The 16,885-nt window shown below is 59.5% G+C and carries 14 protein-coding genes; 3 read left to right on the top strand and 11 right to left on the bottom strand.

Translation table 11 applies throughout. The features are described from left to right. Positions 1-38: 38 nt before the first annotated feature. From K9857_RS24570 to K9857_RS24520, 11 genes are all read right to left on the bottom strand, one after another. Positions 39-1,268, bottom strand: coding sequence for a multifunctional CCA addition/repair protein (locus K9857_RS24570; RefSeq protein WP_224540196.1), 1,230 nt, complete (start codon positions 1,266-1,268; stop codon positions 39-41). Positions 1,269-1,331: 63 nt separating this feature from the next. Then, entirely contained in the window at positions 1,332-2,894 is a 1,563-nt protein-coding gene (locus tag K9857_RS24565) for a SpoVR family protein (protein ID WP_224540194.1), read from the bottom strand. Continuing rightward, positions 2,891-4,162 carry a YeaH/YhbH family protein gene (locus K9857_RS24560; protein WP_175378553.1) on the bottom strand — a complete coding sequence of 424 codons (1,272 nt, stop codon included), beginning with the start codon at positions 4,160-4,162 and terminating at the stop codon, positions 2,891-2,893. Before K9857_RS24560 ends, K9857_RS24565 begins: the two co-directional genes overlap by 4 nt. Positions 4,163-4,363: 201 nt before the next feature. After that, positions 4,364-6,286: a PrkA family serine protein kinase gene (locus K9857_RS24555; RefSeq protein ID WP_224540192.1), complete on the bottom strand. Its 1,923-nt coding sequence runs from the start codon at positions 6,284-6,286 to the stop codon at positions 4,364-4,366. 297 nt (positions 6,287-6,583) lie between these two features. Next, entirely contained in the window at positions 6,584-6,913 is a 330-nt protein-coding gene (gene glpE / locus K9857_RS24550; RefSeq protein ID WP_224540190.1) for a thiosulfate sulfurtransferase GlpE, read from the bottom strand. Between the two features lie 33 nt (positions 6,914-6,946). Beyond that, entirely contained in the window at positions 6,947-7,831 is an 885-nt protein-coding gene (locus tag K9857_RS24545) for a symmetrical bis(5'-nucleosyl)-tetraphosphatase (RefSeq protein ID WP_224540189.1), read from the bottom strand. Further along, positions 7,831-8,211, bottom strand: a complete 381-nt coding sequence (gene apaG, locus K9857_RS24540) for a Co2+/Mg2+ efflux protein ApaG (protein ID WP_224540186.1) — start codon at positions 8,209-8,211, stop codon at positions 7,831-7,833. Before apaG ends, K9857_RS24545 begins: the two co-directional genes overlap by 1 nt. Positions 8,212-8,334: 123 nt before the next feature. Beyond that, entirely contained in the window at positions 8,335-9,153 is an 819-nt protein-coding gene (gene rsmA / locus K9857_RS24535) for a 16S rRNA (adenine(1518)-N(6)/adenine(1519)-N(6))-dimethyltransferase RsmA (RefSeq protein ID WP_224540184.1), read from the bottom strand. Next, entirely contained in the window at positions 9,150-10,139 is a 990-nt protein-coding gene (pdxA, locus tag K9857_RS24530; RefSeq protein ID WP_224540182.1) for a 4-hydroxythreonine-4-phosphate dehydrogenase PdxA, read from the bottom strand. Before pdxA ends, rsmA begins: the two co-directional genes overlap by 4 nt. Further along, a complete protein-coding gene (gene surA / locus K9857_RS24525) occupies positions 10,136-11,452 on the bottom strand; it encodes a peptidylprolyl isomerase SurA (protein ID WP_224540180.1) in 1,317 nt (438 codons plus the stop codon). Before surA ends, pdxA begins: the two co-directional genes overlap by 4 nt. Next, positions 11,433-14,231, bottom strand: coding sequence for an LPS-assembly protein LptD (locus K9857_RS24520; RefSeq protein ID WP_224540178.1), 2,799 nt, complete (start codon positions 14,229-14,231; stop codon positions 11,433-11,435). The genes surA and K9857_RS24520 overlap by 20 nt, the downstream gene beginning before the upstream one ends. Positions 14,232-14,361: 130 nt before the next feature. Here K9857_RS24520 and K9857_RS24515 point away from each other — a divergent pair, with 130 nt between their 5' ends. From K9857_RS24515 to K9857_RS24505, 3 genes are read left to right on the top strand one after another with little or no spacing between them, the layout of a single operon-like run. Beyond that, a complete protein-coding gene (locus K9857_RS24515) occupies positions 14,362-15,381 on the top strand; it encodes an aminoglycoside phosphotransferase family protein (protein WP_224540176.1) in 1,020 nt (339 codons plus the stop codon). Beyond that, on the top strand, positions 15,378-16,049 hold the full coding sequence (gene murU, locus K9857_RS24510) for an N-acetylmuramate alpha-1-phosphate uridylyltransferase MurU (RefSeq protein ID WP_224540174.1): 672 nt from the start codon (positions 15,378-15,380) through the stop codon (positions 16,047-16,049). The genes K9857_RS24515 and murU overlap by 4 nt, the downstream gene beginning before the upstream one ends. Position 16,050: 1 nt before the next feature. Beyond that, the gene (locus K9857_RS24505) at positions 16,051-16,818 is read left to right on the top strand and encodes a DnaJ domain-containing protein (RefSeq protein ID WP_224540171.1); all 768 of its coding nucleotides are present in this window, start codon (positions 16,051-16,053) and stop codon (positions 16,816-16,818) included. Positions 16,819-16,885: the final 67 nt, after the last annotated feature.

Raw genomic sequence — 16,885 nt, 5'->3', positions numbered from 1 at the left:
CATGGGCCTGTAGGAGCGAGGCTTGCCCGCGAAGCTTTTCAGCCCAACGCACTTTCCTTGTATGCCTTCAACGCCTTGAGCCGTTCGCGCTTGATCGCTTCACCCAGTTCCGGCCCTTTGAATCCCTTCTCCAGCAACGGCTGAACCGCCACGCCTCGTGCGGCGCTGGCTGCGCCGCGCAAATAATCCGCCTGTGGATAATTTCTTTCTTCCAGCCCTTTACGCCCACGTGCATCCATCTCGCACGCCGCGATGAACTCCTCGAAGCGTTGCGGCCGACGGTAGACGTCGAAGCTCTGCAGCAACTCCAGCAGGGTGGACGGTTTCAACTCCAGGGCGCGATGACCATGGGTGTGATACTCGCCTACCAGCAGCGCCAGTTCCTGGCAGTCCCTAGGCGCCTTGAAGCGCTCGTTCACCGCCTTGATCAGCTTGAGACCCTTGAACTCATGGGCGATGTGTCGTGGCCATTCCTCTTCCGGTGTCAGCCCCTTGCCCAGGTCATGCAGCAGGCAGGCCCAGCGCACGGTCAGCGGTTGTTTGTGTACGGCTGCCTGCTGCAGCACGCTGAGGGTGTGCGCTCCGGTGTCGATTTCAGGGTGATGCGCTTGCGGTTGCGGAACGCCGAACAGCGCATCGACTTCCGGCATCAGCACCTTGAGTGCCCCGCAGGCTCGCAGCACTTCGATGAATACCTGTGGCTGGTTTTCCATCAGTGCGCGGGAGATTTCTTTCCAGCTCCGTTCCGCTGTCAGGGCTTCCAACTCGCCGGACTCGCTGAGTTGCCGCATCAGTTCCAGCGTTTCAGGGGCGACCGTGAAGCCAAGTTCGGAATAGCGTGCGGCAAAACGGGCAACGCGCAGGACCCTGAGGGGATCTTCGGCGAATGCAGGGGAAACGTGGCGCAAGATTCGCGCTTGGAGGTCGCGCTGGCCGTGGTAGGGATCGGTCAGATTCTGCTGATCGTCCTCGGCCATGGCATTGATCGTCAGGTCTCGACGGATCAGGTCTTCTTCGAGGGTGACTTCGGGGCTGGCGTGAAAGGTGAAGCCGCCATAACCGCGACCACTTTTGCGCTCGGTCCGGGCGAGGGCGTATTCCTCACCGGTCTTGGGATGAAGAAAAACCGGAAAATCCGCACCGACCGGGCGATATCCCTGAGTAAGCATTTCTTCGGTCGTGGCACCGACCACGACGCGGTCGATGTCAGTAACCGGTAGTCCCAGCAGGCGATCGCGTACGGCGCCGCCAACTTTATAGATCCGCATAAAAAACCTCCGTTAGCTCGACAGGATAACCTTTGCGTCGAACTTGCGGAGGTTCAAACAGGATCAGAGATGGATGACAGCCAGGTCCAGTCGCCCGTAATCCCCCTCGGCATGTTCACTTCTGGGTGGTACGTGGTGGGTTTTCATCACCTGCTCCCCTTGCAGGGTTTCCAGATGAATATCGAAGCCCCAGAGGCGGTGCAGGTGCTTGAGCACTTCCTCGGTGGACTCTCCCAGCGGTTTACGGTCGTGCTGCTGGTGGCGCAAAGTCAAAGAGCGGTCGCCACGGCGGTCGATGCTGTAGATCTGCACGTTGGGTTCACGATTGCCCAGGTTGTACTGGGCGGCCAGGGTTTCACGGATGATCCGGTATCCGCCCTCGTCATGAATGGCCGGGACCAGTAGATCGTCCTTCTGATCATCGTCGAGGATGCTGAACAGTTTCAGGTCGCGAATCACTTTGGGTGACAGGTACTGCAGGATGAAGCTTTCGTCCTTGAAGCTGCTCATGGCGAACTTGATGGTCGAGAGCCAGTCGCTGCCGGCGATTTCCGGGAACCAGCGGCGATCCTCGTCCGTAGGCTCTTCGCACATGCGCCGGATGTCGCGGTACATGGCAAAGCCCAGGGCGTAGGGGTTGATACCGCTGTAGTAAGGGCTGTCAAAGCCGGGCTGGAACACCACACTGGTGTGAGATGTCAGGAACTCCATCATGAAGCCGTCGGTGACCAGGCCTTCGTCATACAGGTCATTCATCAGGGTGTAGTGCCAGAAGGTGGCCCAACCTTCGTTCATCACCTGGGTCTGACGTTGTGGATAAAAATACTGGGCGATCTTGCGCACGATACGCACGATTTCCCGCTGCCACGGCTCCAGCAGCGGAGCGTGTTTTTCAATGAAATAGAGAATATTTTCCTGCGGTTCGGCAGGGAATCGGGCGTTGTCCTTTTCGCTGTATTTGTCGGCGCCTTTGGGAATGGTGCGCCACAGGTCGTTGATCTGCTTCTGCAAGTGTTCTTCCCGGTCCTTTTGCCGGCGGCGCTCTTCTTCAGCGGAGATCGGGTAAGGGCGTTTGTAGCGGTCGACGCCGTAGTTCATCAGGGCGTGGCAGGAATCGAGCAGGTCCTCGACCGCGTCGATACCGTGGCGCTCTTCGCACTGCATGATGTACTGCTTGGCGAACACCAGGTAATCGATGATCGAACTGGCATCGGTCCAGGTGCGGAACAGGTAATTACCCTTGAAGAAGCTGTTGTGCCCGTAGCAGGCGTGGGCCACCACGAGTGCCTGCATGCAGATGGTGTTTTCCTCCATCAGATAGGCAATGCACGGGTCTGAGTTGATCACGATTTCGTAGGCCAGCCCCATCTGGCCACGGCTGTAGGACTTTTCGGTGCTTAGGAAGTGCTTGCCGTAGGACCAGTGGTGATAACCCAGCGGCATGCCGACAGAGGCATAGGCGTCCATCATCTGTTCGGCGGTGATCACTTCGATCTGGTTAGGGTAGGTATCGAGGGCATAGCGAGCGGCGATACGACTGATTTCACGGTCGTAGCTCTGGATCAGCTCGAACGTCCACTCGGAACCGGTGGAAATGGGTTGGCGCTTCTGCTCTTTGGCGGTCATGTCACTAACCTGCGCTGGAAGAGTTCACGGAAGACCGGGTAGATATCTCCGGCCGAGACCAGTTGTTGCTGGGCAAAAGTGTCGGAAAAGGCTTCGGCAATGCGCTCGTATTCGAACCACAAGGCCTGATGTTCGCGCGGGGTGATCTCGACGTAAGTGTAGTACTGCACGAACGGCATGATCTGGTTGATGAGGATGTCGCGGCAGATCGGCGAGTCATCGTTCCAGTTGTCGCCGTCGGAAGCCTGGGCCGCGTAGATGTTCCATTCATTGGCCGGATAGCGCTCGGCCATGATCTCCTGCATCAGTTTCAGTGCGCTGGACACGATGGTGCCACCGGTTTCCCGGGAGTAGAAAAACTCCTCTTCGTCCACTTCGCGGGCGCTGGTGTGGTGACGGATGAACACCACATCGATCTTGTCGTAGTTACGCTTGAGAAACAGATACAGCAGGATGAAGAAGCGTTTGGCGATGTCCTTGGTTGCTTGGGTCATGGAGCCGGACACGTCCATCAGGCAGAACATCACCGCCTTGGAGCTGGGGTTGGGTTGCTTGATGAGCAGGTTGTATTTGAGGTCGAAGGTATCGAGGAACGGCACGCGGTGAATGCGCGCGCTGAGTTTTTCGATTTCAGCTTCCAGTTCCTGAATATCGCCGAAGTTATCCGGCTCTTCCTGCCGAAGTCGCAGAAGTTCTTCCTTGGCTTCGCGCAGTTTCGCGCGGCTGCTGCCGGACAGGGCGATTCGCCGCGCATGGGCCGAACGCAGGGTGCGGATGATGTTGATCCGCGATGGATTGCCTTCGTTACTGATCCCGGCCCGTACCGTCTTGAAGGTGTCAGTGCCGGTCAGGTTGCGCTTGACCAGGTTGGGCAGCTCAAGGTCCTCGAACATGAACTCGAGGAATTCCTCCTGGGTGATCTGGAAGACGAATTCGTCCATCCCTTCACCCGAATTACCGGCCTTGCCAGGCCCTCTGCCGCCACCACCTCCCGGCGGGCGTGCAATGTGCTCACCGCTGGTGAATTCCTTGTTGCCGGGGTGGACGACGGTCTGTTTGCCACCGCGACCATGGTGAAGCACCGGCTCATCGATGTCGCGGCCGGGAATGCTGATTTGCTCGCCATGTTCCATATCCGTGATGGAACGCCGGCTGACTGCCTCTTCGACGGCCTTTTTGATGTGGTCACGGTAGCGCCGCAGAAACCGCTGACGGTTTACCGTGCTCTTGTTCTTGCCATTGAGACGTCGGTCGATCACATAGCTCATGACTGCTCCTTAGAAGCTGTCCCGAAAGGGGCGAGCGATCAGGCAGCACGCCAAATGCCAAGGGATGTACAGGCTCCCCCAAGCGCTGTCGATACTGCGCGAACCTCGCTGGCGTCTTTCGAACACCTTCCAGAGGCCTGTGTAGCAGAAAATGCTGGAACAGGCCTCCGGCTGACGACAACCGGTCTTGCCGGCGGCGGGTTACTGGGACTTTCTGACCCGCAGATACCACTCGGACAGCAGTCGTACCTGTTTGTCGGTGTAGCCCCGCTCGACCATCCGTGTGACGAAGTCGTTGTGTTTCTGCTGGTCTTCTTTGCTGGCCTTGGCATTGAAGCTGATGACCGGCAGCAGGTCCTCGGTGTTGGAGAACATTTTCTTCTCGATGACCACCCGCAGTTTTTCGTAGCTGAGCCAGGTCGGGTTCTTGCCGTTGTTGTTGGCCCGGGCGCGCAAAACGAAGTTGACGATTTCGTTGCGGAAATCCTTCGGATTGCTGATGCCGGCCGGTTTTTCGATTTTTTCCAGTTCCTCGTTGAGTGCCACGCGGTTGAGGATTTCACCGGTTTCCGGATCACGGTATTCCTGGTCCTGGATCCAGAAGTCGGCGTACAGCACATAACGATCGAAGATGTTCTGGCCGTACTCGCTGTAAGACTCGAGGTAGGCGGTCTGGATCTCCTTGCCGATGAATTCGATATAGCGCGGTGCCAGGTATTCCTTCAGATACCGCAGGTAGCGCTCGCGGGTTTCGGCCTGGAATTGTTCCTGTTCGATCTGTTGTTCCAGCACGTACAGCAGGTGCACCGGGTTGGCGGCGATTTCGTGCGGATCGAAGTTGAACACCTTGGACAGGATCTTGAACGCGAAGCGGGTCGACAGTCCGTTCATGCCTTCATCGACGCCGGCGTTGTCGCGGTACTCCTGGATCGACTTGGCCTTCGGATCGGTGTCCTTGAGGTTTTCGCCGTCATACACGCGCATCTTGGAATAGATGTTCGAGTTCTCCGGCTCCTTCAGGCGAGAGAGCACGGTGAACTGGGCGAGCATTTTCAGGGTGTCGGGAGCGCAATGGGCCTTGGCCAGAGAGCTGTTGAACAGCAGTTTGTCGTAGATCTTCACTTCGTCGCTGACCCGCAGGCAGTACGGCACTTTGACGATGTAGATCCGGTCGATGAAAGCTTCGTTGTTCTTGTTATTGCGGAAGGTATGCCATTCCGATTCGTTGGAGTGGGCCAGCAGAATTCCGGTGAACGGAATCGCCCCCAAGCCTTCGGTACTGTTGTAGTTGCCTTCCTGGGTGGCGGTCAGCAGTGGGTGCAGCACCTTGATCGGCGCCTTGAACATTTCGACGAACTCCATCAGGCCCTGGTTGGCCCGGCACAGTGCGCCCGAGTAGCTGTAGGCGTCGGCGTCGTTTTGCGGGAATTCTTCCAGTTTGCGGATATCGACCTTGCCCACCAGTGCCGAGATGTCCTGGTTGTTTTCATCTCCCGGCTCGGTTTTGGCCACGGCGATCTGGTTGAGGATCGACGGGTAGAGTTTGACCACGCGGAACTGGCTGATGTCGCCACCGAATTCGGCGAGGCGCTTGGTGGCCCAAGGGGACATGATGGTGTTCAGGTAGCGACGTGGAATGCCGAAATCTTCCTCGAGGATCGCGCCGTCTTCAGCAGCGTTGAACAGACCCAAAGGCGATTCGAATACCGGCGAGCCCTTGATCGCGTAGAAGGGCACGCGTTCCATCAGTTGCTTGAGCTTTTCGGCCAGGGACGATTTACCGCCGCCGACTGGGCCGAGCAGATAGAGGATCTGTTTCTTCTCTTCCAGGCCCTGAGCGGCATGGCGGAAATACGACACGATCTGGTCGATGCATTCTTCCATCCCGTGGAAGTCTTCAAAGGCCGGATAGCGGCGGATCACCTTGTTGGAGAAAATTCGCGACAGCCTCGAGTTGGTCGAGGTGTCCAGCAGCTCCGGTTCACCGATGGCCAGGAGCAGACGCTCGGCGGCGGAAACGTAGGCGCTACGGTCCTTTTTGCACAGCTCCAGGTACTCTTGCAGCGAGAGTTCTTCCTGGCGTGTGGACTCGAAACGTTGTTGGAAGTGGCTAAAGATACTCATGACGTCACCTCGCTCGATACGTGGAGCCGACGCCGGATCACTCAGTCGATGCTGGCAGCGACCGAACAGGCAGTCGCTGTTTACCCCCCAGAAACCTTCCGAAGCTGACGACTCCGAAAGCTACTCCCGATGATCCGTGCGCCGGTGTACCGGCTCTCCCCTGTTTTGGATGGCCTGCGCTTAAGGATAGTTGGGAATTCGGGAGGTAAAGGCGAGATACGTAATTAGTTGTGGCTGACCGTTCGTCTGCCACCGCGCCAGCCCGCGCAAGCCGGGGGCTTGCGCGTTACAAAAATATTATTCGGAAGTGCCTTGCGCAGTTTCCGAAGGAAAAGTCGTACGCCACAGTTCAAAGCCGCCATCCATGCTGTAGACGTCGGAGAAACCCTGGCTGATCAGGTAGGCCGCCGCGCTTTGGCTGGAGTTGCCGTGGTAGCAGACCACCACGGTCGGCGCGTCGAGGTCGGCGTTGCGAATGAAGTCGGAGACCGAGTGGTTGTCCAGATGCTTCGAGCCGCTGATGTGCAGAGCGGCATAGGTGGCCGGGTCGCGGATGTCGACCACGACTGCGCCCTGTTCGCGCAGGGCGTGGGCCTGTTCCGGTGGAATACGTTTGAATTCGCTCATGGCGGGCTCCTGTGGCTCGGCTGAAAGCGCAGTCTAGCGCGGGGCGCTGGCTGACGATGGTTCGGGAGTGATCGGGGCGACTGGTGGCTTGGCGGCGTGGCCGTGCTCATCGCATTTGCAGGACAGGCGCTCGCCTGTGTCGACATTCATCAGGGTCAGGGCACCGCCCCAGACGCAACCGGTGTCGAGAGCCGAGATGCTCGTATCCAGGACCTTGCCTTCCAGCGCCGCCCAGTGACCAAAAATGATTTTCACATCCTTGGTCTTGCGGTCCTTGTGCTGGAACCAGGGTTTGTAGCCGGGCGGGGCGCTGTCCAGGCCTTCCTTGCTCTTGAGGTCGAGCTTGCCTTCGGCCGTGCAGAAGCGCATCCGGGTGAAATAGTTGGTGATCACCCGCAGGCGCGTCACGCCTTTGAGGTCGTTGTCCCATTTCGCCGGATCGTTGCCGTACATGCCGTCGAGGTAGGCCGGGAACAGGTTGTCATCGCGCAGTGCGGCCTCAACCTCGGCGGCGTACTTCAAGGCCTTGCGCAGCGACCACTGCGGAGGGATGCCGGCATGGACAAGGGCGACGTTGCGCTGTTCGTCGTAATGCAGGAGTTTCTGCTGGCGCAGCCAATCAAGCAGTTCGGCGCTGTCGGGGGCGTCGATGATCTCGCGCAGTGTGTCGGCCTTCTTCAGGCGCTCGATGTTGTGTCCGGCTGCCAGTAGATGAAGGTCGTGGTTGCCGAGCACGCACACCAGCGATTCGCGGATGCCGTAGAGAAAACGCAGGGTTTCCAGCGATTGCGGGCCGCGGTTGACCAGATCGCCCACCAGCCACAGACGATCCTTTGCCGGGTCAAACGCGACTTGCTTGAGCAGGCATTGCAGCGCTTCAAGGCAGCCTTGCAGGTCGCCGACCGCGTAAGTCGCCATCAGTGCAGGGCTCCGGGCACCGCCAGACGGAACGGGGCGATGATGGCGTCGAAATGCTTACCGTCGTCGGCGATCATCTGATAGCTGCCTTGCATGGTCCCCACCTTGGTGGTCATGACCGTGCCGCTGCTGTAGGTGTGGCTCTTGCCTGCCTCGATCAATGGCTGCTGGCCAACCACGCCCGCGCCGCGAACCTCTTCGACATGCCCGTCGCCATCGGTGATGACCCAGTGCCGTGACAGCAGTTTGGCTGGCATCAGGCCGTTGTTTTGCACGGTGATCGTGTAGGCGAAGGCAAAGCGGTCTTGTTCGGGTTGCGATTGTTCTGCCAGATAGCGGGTGACGACGCTGACGTCGACCTGATAACGAGGATCGGACATGCAAGAGGCCTTAAATTCGGAGCGGGACGCGGGGCGTAGCTGATAGGGATCAGTCTAGGACAAGAATCGGGTAGTAAACCAGACATGGGCGCTGGTGTCCTACCCGATAACGTTCGAGCGCTGTCAGGCGTCTGCGGTCTTCTGTTGAGCCTGTTCGCTGAGTTTGTCAGCCAGGCGCACGAAGGCTGCCAGATCCAGTTGCTCGGGACGCAAACCGCCATCGACACCGGCGGCCTCGATTTCGGCGTTGCTGAGCAACAACTTGAGGGTGTTGCGCAGGGTCTTGCGGCGCTGGTTGAACGCTTCACGCACCACGCGCTCCAGCAGACGATGGTCTTTGGCCGGGTGCGGCAGCACGGTGTGGGGCACCAGGCGCACGATGGCCGAATCGACTTTCGGTGGCGGATTGAACGCGCCCGGGCCGACGTTGAACAGGTGCTCGACCCGGCAGTGGTACTGAACCATGATCGACAAACGGCCCCAGTCGCCACCACCCGGCCCTGCGGCAAGGCGCTCGACCACTTCCTTCTGCAACATGAAGTGCATGTCACGAATCAGGTGCGAGTTGTGCAGCAGGTGGAAGATCAGCGGCGTGGAGATGTTGTAGGGCAGGTTGCCAACCACCCGCAGGCTGCCCGGTGCGGCGTTCAGGGTATTGAAGTCGAACTTCAGCGCATCGCCCTGATGCAGGTTGAAGTTGCTCTTGCCGGCGAACTGCTGGTTCAGGATCGGGATCAGGTCCTTGTCCAGTTCCACCACGTCAAGCTGGGCACCGCTGCCAAGCAGGCCGACGGTCAATGCGCCTTGGCCCGGGCCGATTTCCAGCATCCGGTCATCGGGTTTGGCGTGAATGGAACGCAGGATGCGGTCGATAACCCCGGCATCGTGCAGAAAGTTCTGGCCAAAGCGCTTGCGCGCCTTGTGTTGGTATTGCTCGGTCATAAACGGGTCTCGGCCATCTGGTAGGCGGTTTCCAGGGCGACTTGCAGGCTGCCGGTGTCGATCTTGCCGCTGCCGGCCAGGTCCAGGGCGGTGCCATGGTCGACCGATGTGCGGATGATCGGCAAGCCGAGGGTCACGTTGACCGCAGCGCCGAAGCCTTTGTATTTCAGCACAGGCAGGCCCTGGTCGTGGTACATCGCCAGCACTGCGTCGCAGTGCTCCAGATATTTGGGGGTAAACAGCGTGTCGGCGGGCAGGGGACCGCGCAGGTCCATGCCTTCGCCGCGCAGGCGCTCCAATGTGGGTTCGATGATATCGATTTCTTCATGGCCCAGATGTCCGCCTTCACCGGCGTGGGGGTTGAGCCCACACACCAGAATGCGTGGCTGGGCGATGCCGAATTTTTCCTGCAGATCGGTATGGAGGATTCGTGTGACTCGCTCCAGGCGCTCCGGCGTGATCGCATCGGCAATCTCGCGCAGCGGCAGGTGAGTGGTGACCAGCGCCACGCGCAAGCCGCGGGTGGCGAGCATCATGACCACCTGTGCGGTGTGGGTCAGGTCGGCGAGGAACTCCGTGTGCCCGGAAAAGGCAATCCCGGACTCGTTGATCACGCCCTTGTGCACAGGTGCGGTGATCATCCCGGCGAAATGTCCGTCCAGGCAGCCTTGGCCTGCGCGGGTCAGGGTTTCCAGAACGAAGGCGGCGTTGGCCTTGTCCAGTTGCCCGGCGGCGACCTTGGCGTTCAACGGCGTATCCCAGACATACAGGCTATTGGCTGGAGCAGGTGCCTCCGGCCAGTTGTCCGGTGTAACCGGCAGCAAGTCGACGGCCATACCAAGTTGCGCGGCCCGCTCGAGGAGCAGGTCGCGACTGGTGATGGCAATCAGGGGATGTGGCTGGGCTTGCGAGGCGAGTAGCAGGCACAGGTCTGGACCTATGCCCGCCGGTTCGCCGGGTGTCAACGCAAAGCGTTTGGGCTTCACTGCGCTGCCTGGTCGGCGCCAGGGAGTTTGATTTCAACGTACGCTTCGTCACGGATCTGACGCAGCCAGGTTTGCAGCTCTTCGTCGTATTTGCGGTTACGCAGTACGGTCATTGCCTGCTGCTCACGAGCCTGAGTGGTGCTGTCGGTGGCGCGACGGCCAAGGACTTCCAGTACGTGCCAGCCATATTGAGTCTGGAACGGCTTGGACAGCTGACCTTGCGGGGTCTTGGCCATCACTTCGCGGAACTCCGGAACCAGGGCGTTCGGGTCGATCCAGTTCAGGTCGCCGCCGTTGAGCGCCGAACCCGGGTCTTCAGAGAAGCTCTTGGCCAGTTCACCGAAATCTTCGCCAGACTCGATGCGAGCATAGAGCGACTCGGCCAGCGCCTTGGTCTTGGCTTCGTCACGGATCGGGCTTGGTTTGACCAGAATGTGCCGCACGTGCACTTCGTCACGCACCTGCGATTCACCGCCACGCTTGTCGGTGATCTTCAGGATGATGAAGCCGCCCGGTGTACGCATTGGCTGAGTAACGTCGCCAACGGTCATGGTACTCAGCAGGCGGTCGAAGGGTGGTGGCAGTTGAGCGGCCTTACGCCAGCCCATGTCACCGCCTTCAAGTGCTGATTCACTGGCAGATTTGGCAATGGCCAACTGACCGAAGTCAGCGCCTTGCTTGAGCTGCTGGTAAACGGCATCAGCCTGTTTGGCGGCAGCCTGAATCGCGTCGGAGTTGGCGCTTTCCGGCGTAGGAATCAGGATGTTGGAGAGGCGGAACTCTTCGGACAGCTGCATCTTGCCCAGATCGGAAGCCAGGAAGTTCTTCACTTCCTGCTCGGTGACCTGGATGCGTTCTGCTACACGGCGCTGACGCACGCGGCTGATGACCATTTCGCGACGAATCTGCTCGCGGGCGTCGTCGTAAGACAGGCCATCGCGACTCAGGGCGGCACGGAATTGCTCGACCGACATGTTGTTGCGCTGGGCGATGGTGCCGACAGCCTGGTTCAGTTCTTCATCGGTGATGCGGATGCCGGAACGTTCGCCGATCTGCAGTTGCAGGTTCTCGACGATCAGGCGTTCCAGTACCTGCTGCTCCAGTACGCTGGCTGGCGGTACGGCCGAACCACGCTTGGCGATGGTTTGCTGGACTTCATGTACCCGTTGATCCAGTTGACTCTGCATGACCACGTCGTTGTCGACGATGGCCACTACTTTATCGATGGACTGTACTGCGGCGCTGGCCGCAGTACTCAGGAACAGCGCGCCCAGCATCAGCGGGCGCAGACAATCAGAAAGCTTGGTCTTCACGTTCACGATAACCTTGAATGCCTTTGTCGAGGAAGCTCTCTACCTTGGCGCCGGTGAGGCCGCCGAGTCCCTTCAGAACAATTTGGAGGAAGACGCCATGGTCGCCTTTTTCGTTTTGCGGTGCGTCCTGGCTGAACTCTTCGTAATCGACCCAGTAACGGTTGATCAGGCGCAGTTTCCAGCAGCAGCTGTCGTACTCGAAGCCACCGAAGGCTTCCAGGGTACGGTTGCGGTTGTAGTCATACTGCCAGCGGCTGATGGCGTTCCATTGCGGCACGATCGGCCAGATCACCGAGAAGTCGTGCTGTTGGATCTTGTAGTAATCCTTCACGTAGCCAGGCTGGCCCGGAACGCCGTAGTCGCCACCGCCGACCTGCCATTGACCGGTGTTCTGGTCGTAGCGGACCTGGTCGTTGCGGTAGCGGTAGCCAACGTTGACGACCTTGTTCGGGTTGTCTTCAGGCTGGTAGTGGAACATTGCGCTGCCCGAGCGAGGGCTGCGGCTGTCCGGGTCCCAGTTGTAGTCGGCAGTCGTGCGCCAGTCGCGGTTCCAACGGTATTCGTATTCCAGTGCGTATGGAGAAACGCTGGAGTGTGCGTCTTCGCGGGTTTTGGCATCGATACCCGGCAACTGGACTTCACGATCCTTGAAATACAGGGCCTGGCCGACGCTGATACGTTGACGTTCGAAGCCGTTGTCTTCGATCCAGCGGCTGGTCACGCCCAGCGATAGCTTGTTCTCGTCGCCGACGCGGTCGGAGCCCGAGAAGCGGTTGTCGCGGAACAGGGACGCATAGTTGAAGGTGTATTCGCTGGTATCGAACACTGGAATGTCTTCCTGGTCCTTCTCTGGTACGTAGAGATAGAACAGGCGTGGTTCGAGCGTCTGACGGTAGTTCTTGCCGAACCAGGATGTGTTGCGGTCGAAGTACAGGCCGCTGTCGATACTGGCAATTGGCACGCCACGGTTCTGACTGGAGTCGAAAGTGCCGTTGAGTCGGTTCTGTTCGGCCGTCTGCGCAGCAACCTGGCTCTTGCCGATGCTGTCCAGATCCAGTTGGTACTGGGTGTACTGATACTTGAGCTTCGGAGTCAGGAAACCATAGGTCGCTTGCATTGGCAGGCTGACAGACGGTGCAAGGTTCAAACGATCGCCATTGGCGCGAGCCAGACCTTGAACATTGGTATCGAGACGCGGCTCGACATTGCCATCTTCGTCAGTGAAGTTACCGGTTTTCAGGTCCCGGTCAAAACGCACGATTTCAGATTGATAATCGAAGTTCAGACCGTTCGGGTGGTAAGGCAGCTGACCATTGAAGGTGATCTGCGGCAAACGGTCGTACGGCGTGATGTTCGACACGGTCGCCAGTTGATACGCCTGGGCATTCACGCGCGCGGTGTAGCTGTCGCCACGGTAAGTGACCGAACCCTGCTGATTCACATAGTCGGCGCTCTTTACACCGATCTGGTCAGTCTGCAGATCCTGGAAGTAATAAGGATCGCTGATCTTGGTGTAATCGACTTGCGTGAGTACGCGCGAGTCCAGACCACCTTTGTGCTGCCAGTTGTACATGTAGCGGGTTTTTTCGTAGTCCGTCTGCAGCTTGCGCTCGTCGTCTTCGTCGTTGAGGTACGCGGCACCGAACTGACCTTCGCTGGATTTGGTCAGGTAACGGAATTCGCCTTCCATCAACAGGCCACGCTTGGCCATGTAGCGCGGATACAACGTGGCATCGTAGTTCGGTGCCAGGTTGAAGTAGTACGGCGTGACCAACATGAAGCCGGTATCGCTGCCGGTACCGATGGTCGGCGGCAGGAAGCCGGACTGGCGACGGTCGTCGATCGGGAAATAGATGTACGGCGTATAGAGGACCGGAATGTCCTTCACGCGCAGGGTAACGTTGGTCGCAGTACCGAAACCGGTGGCCGGGTTCAAGGTGATGTTGTTGCCCTTGAGCTGCCAGGCGTTGCTGTTCGGTTCACACGTGGTGTACGTACCGTCCTTGAGGCGGATGATCGCGTTTTCGGCACGTTTGGCGTACAGCGCGTTACCGCGGATACGCGACTTGTGCATCACGTATTCAGCGTTGTCGACCTTGGCTTCACCGGTGTCGAGTTGAACGTCGGCGTGGTCGCCAACGATCAGTGCACCGTTGTCGCGGATACGGACATTGCCGGCCAGCTCGCCGCGGTTCTCGGCCTGGTACAGATTGGCTTCGTCGGCTTCGACCTGCATGCTGCCCTGGCGCATGACCACGTCACCGGCCAGGGTGGCAACTTGCTCATCCTGCTTGTAACGCGAGGCTTTCGCACCGATAAAGGTGGGCGCGTCACTTTTATTCGTCTTGTCATTCATGCCAGGACGAATTGGTTCGATATAGGAACCAGAGCAGTAAGGACCGGTTTCGGCCAATTGCGCTGCCGTGAGTTGTTCGCGGGGAACCCAGTCGAGGTGGCTGTAGTCTTCGCTACGGGACTTTAGGCCACGCCCCTTCGACTCGGTGACGAGTGCAGGCTTGGCGCCAGCTTCTTCGCTGGAACCGCTCTCGGCCGCATTCTCGCCGGTGGCGGAAACGGCGCTGCCGTCATGCACCGGACGCGGAGGCAATGCAGCCGCAGGCGTCTTTGGCGAGCAATCCCAGGCACCCGAAGCAGAGACTGAGCAGTCATACTGTTCGCCGGCGACTACATAGGAAGTAGCTAGAGGTTGAAGGGCCAGCAGACTGCCGGTTACCAACAACGGAAATTTTTTACGAAACGCGGGGGATTTCAATGCCATCTTATTAGTCCGGGCTTCCTGCGTGCCATCTGCCCGCGGTGTGGGCCGCACGCCTCTCGATGGTCTGAAAAAGATGCTGGATAATAAAGCATGACCCGCTTGACGGCTAGCGCCGTCGGAGACCCTTGCAATGCCTGACCAAGATGTACGTTTGCAACACCTGAAAGTTTGGCTCGATGAGCAATTGGCGGTCCTTTTTGCAGAGCAGGGCTGGGGTGCCGTACCCACGGCCACATTGACCGCGGCCAGCAGCGACGCGAGTTTCCGGCGTTATTTCCGTTGGGAGGGCGCCGATAAAAGTTTCATCGTGATGGACGCGCCACCGCCCCAGGAAAACTGCAAACCCTTCGTGGATATCGCTTTTTTGCTGGCGAAATCCGGAATAAATGTGCCGAAAATTTATGCCGAAGACCTCGAGCGCGGATTTCTTTTGCTCAATGACCTGGGCAACAAGACCTATCTGGACGTGATCGACAGCGAAAACGCCGACCGGTTGTTCGACGACGCCCTGCAAGCGCTGCTGGCTTTTCAGCAGCTGCCGATGGTTGCGCCGCTGCCAAGCTATGACGTGGCGCTGCTGCGTCGCGAGCTGGAGCTGTTCCCTGAGTGGTACGTCAAACGCGAGCTGGGCATCGAGTTCGACGCCGCCCAGCAAGTGCTCTGGCAACAGGTCAGCGATCTGCTGATCGACAGCGCCCTGGCGCAGCCCAAGGTCCTGGTGCACCGTGACTACATGCCGCGCAACCTGATGCTCAGCGAGCCGAATCCTGGCGTGCTGGATTTCCAGGACGCGGTCTACGGTCCTGTGACCTATGACGTCACCTGCCTGTTCAAGGACGCGTTCCTCAGTTGGCCGGAAGAGCGCGTGCGCGGCTGGCTTGAGCGCTACTGGCAGCAGGCCGCCGCGCTGAATATTCCGGTACAGGCCGACTTCGAAGACTTCCTGCGCGCCAGTGACCTGATGGGCGTGCAGCGCCACCTGAAGGTCATCGGCATTTTTGCCCGCATCTGCCACCGCGACGGCAAGCCGCGCTACCTGACCGATGTGCCGCGTTTCTTTGCCTATATAGAAGCAGTGATCGCCCGTCGCCCTGAGCTGGCAGAGCTGGATGTGTTGCTGGCCAGTCTGCGCGCCGGAGTCAAAGCATGAAGGCAATGATTCTGGCGGCAGGCAAAGGCGAGCGCATGCGCCCGCTGACCCTGACCACGCCAAAACCCCTGGTTCGCGCCGGCGGGGTGCCGCTGATCGAATATCACCTGCACGCGCTGGCCGCCGCCGGCTTTACCGAGATCGTGATCAACCATGCCTGGCTCGGCCAGCAGATCGAAGATTACCTGGGCGATGGTTCACGTTATGGCGTGAGCATCCAGTATTCCGCGGAGGGCGAACCGCTGGAAACCGGCGGCGGGATTTTCCGGGCGTTGCCGTTACTGGGCGATGACGCGTTCGTCGTGGTCAACGGTGATATCTGGACCGATTACGACTTCAGCGTGCTGCACCAGCCCATCGTCGGCCTGGCGCATCTGGTGCTGGCCGAGAACCCGGCCCATCACCCGTCCGGGGATTTCCAGCTGGTCGACGGGCAAGTCCAGGACGGCCAGCCGGATACCACCAACCTGACCTACAGCGGTATCGCCGTGCTGCACCCGCAGCTGTTCGAAGGCTGTTCGGCGGGTGCGTTCAAACTGGCGCCGCTGCTGCGTGCGGCGATGGCGAACGGGCAAGTGTCGGGCGAGCGCCTGAACGGGCGGTGGGTCGATGTCGGCACCCACGAGCGTCTGGCCGAGGCTGAAGCACTGATTGAAGCGAGCCGCTGACATGCTGTGGCCAGGGACTCTGATTGGAGCCGGAGCAGGCTTTGCCATTGCCAGCATTCCGGGGGCCATGCTCGGCGCCTTGTTGGGTCAGGCGCTGGACCGACGCCTGCACTTGCAGAGTTGGGGGCATCTGCTGGAGAAACTCGGTGGACGCCCAGTCCTGCGTAACGACGAACTGCTCTTCGTGCTGCTGGGAAGGCTGGCCAAGTGTGATGGGCGGGTCGTGGACGGCCATATCCAGCAGGCGCGCCAGGAAATGCGCTCTCTGGAAATGAGCGAGCCGGCTCAGCGTCGGGCGATTGCCGCGTTCAATCGCGGCAAGTCGGGCAATGACCGGTTGCGCGGATACCTGCGTCGGCTGAGTGCCCAGCCCCATGCGGCGGAAGGCGTGCTGCGGGCTTGCTGGCGAATGATCTGGGCTGACGGCCGCGCGGGCAGTAGCGAGCGTGAGTTGATTGCACAGTGGGGCAAGTGGCTGGGCTGGACAACGCATCAGGTTCAGGCGCTGGCGATTGACTATGAGCCCAACAGACGTCCGCAAGTCAGCAGTGCCGTGACTTATCAGGACGCCTTGAGATTGCTGGGTGTGTCTGCCACCACTGAACCGGAGCAGATCAAGCGGGCTTATCGGCGGCTGCTCAGCCGTCATCATCCGGACAAGATTGCCGGCAGCGGGGCGACCGCGTCGCAGGTGCGTGAGGCGACCGAGAAGACCCGGGAGTTGCACAACGCCTATACGTTGATTCGTCAGCGGCGGGATTTTCGTTGAGCCGGACAGTGATGTGTTGACTGTGATGTCCCAATCGCGAGCAGGCTCGCTCCCACACTGGATCTTC

The organism is Pseudomonas sp. REP124, from assembly GCF_020164475.1.
Lineage (GTDB): Bacteria > Pseudomonadota > Gammaproteobacteria > Pseudomonadales > Pseudomonadaceae > Aquipseudomonas.
Note: the sequence above shows the minus strand (reverse complement) of the source record. Positions and strands in the feature narration are given on the sequence as shown.

Bases quoted from the DNA above. Each gene is read 5' to 3' on its own strand.
- K9857_RS24570 (WP_224540196.1), bottom strand. From the start codon at position 1,268: ATGCGGATCTATAAAGTTGGCGGCGCCGTACGCGATCGCCTGCTGGGA.
- murU (WP_224540174.1), top strand. From the start codon at position 15,378: ATGAAGGCAATGATTCTGGCGGCAGGCAAAGGCGAGCGCATGCGCCCG.
- K9857_RS24545 (WP_224540189.1), bottom strand. From the start codon at position 7,831: ATGGCGACTTACGCGGTCGGCGACCTGCAAGGCTGCCTTGAAGCGCTG.
- glpE (WP_224540190.1), bottom strand. From the start codon at position 6,913: ATGAGCGAATTCAAACGTATTCCACCGGAACAGGCCCACGCCCTGCGC.
- K9857_RS24555 (WP_224540192.1), bottom strand. From the start codon at position 6,286: ATGAGTATCTTTAGCCACTTCCAACAACGTTTCGAGTCCACACGCCAG.
- K9857_RS24505 (WP_224540171.1), top strand. From the start codon at position 16,051: ATGCTGTGGCCAGGGACTCTGATTGGAGCCGGAGCAGGCTTTGCCATT.
- apaG (WP_224540186.1), bottom strand. From the start codon at position 8,211: ATGTCCGATCCTCGTTATCAGGTCGACGTCAGCGTCGTCACCCGCTAT.
- K9857_RS24515 (WP_224540176.1), top strand. From the start codon at position 14,362: ATGCCTGACCAAGATGTACGTTTGCAACACCTGAAAGTTTGGCTCGAT.
- K9857_RS24520 (WP_224540178.1), bottom strand. From the start codon at position 14,231: ATGGCATTGAAATCCCCCGCGTTTCGTAAAAAATTTCCGTTGTTGGTA.
- K9857_RS24560 (WP_175378553.1), bottom strand. From the start codon at position 4,162: ATGAGCTATGTGATCGACCGACGTCTCAATGGCAAGAACAAGAGCACG.
- K9857_RS24565 (WP_224540194.1), bottom strand. From the start codon at position 2,894: ATGACCGCCAAAGAGCAGAAGCGCCAACCCATTTCCACCGGTTCCGAG.
- rsmA (WP_224540184.1), bottom strand. From the start codon at position 9,153: ATGACCGAGCAATACCAACACAAGGCGCGCAAGCGCTTTGGCCAGAAC.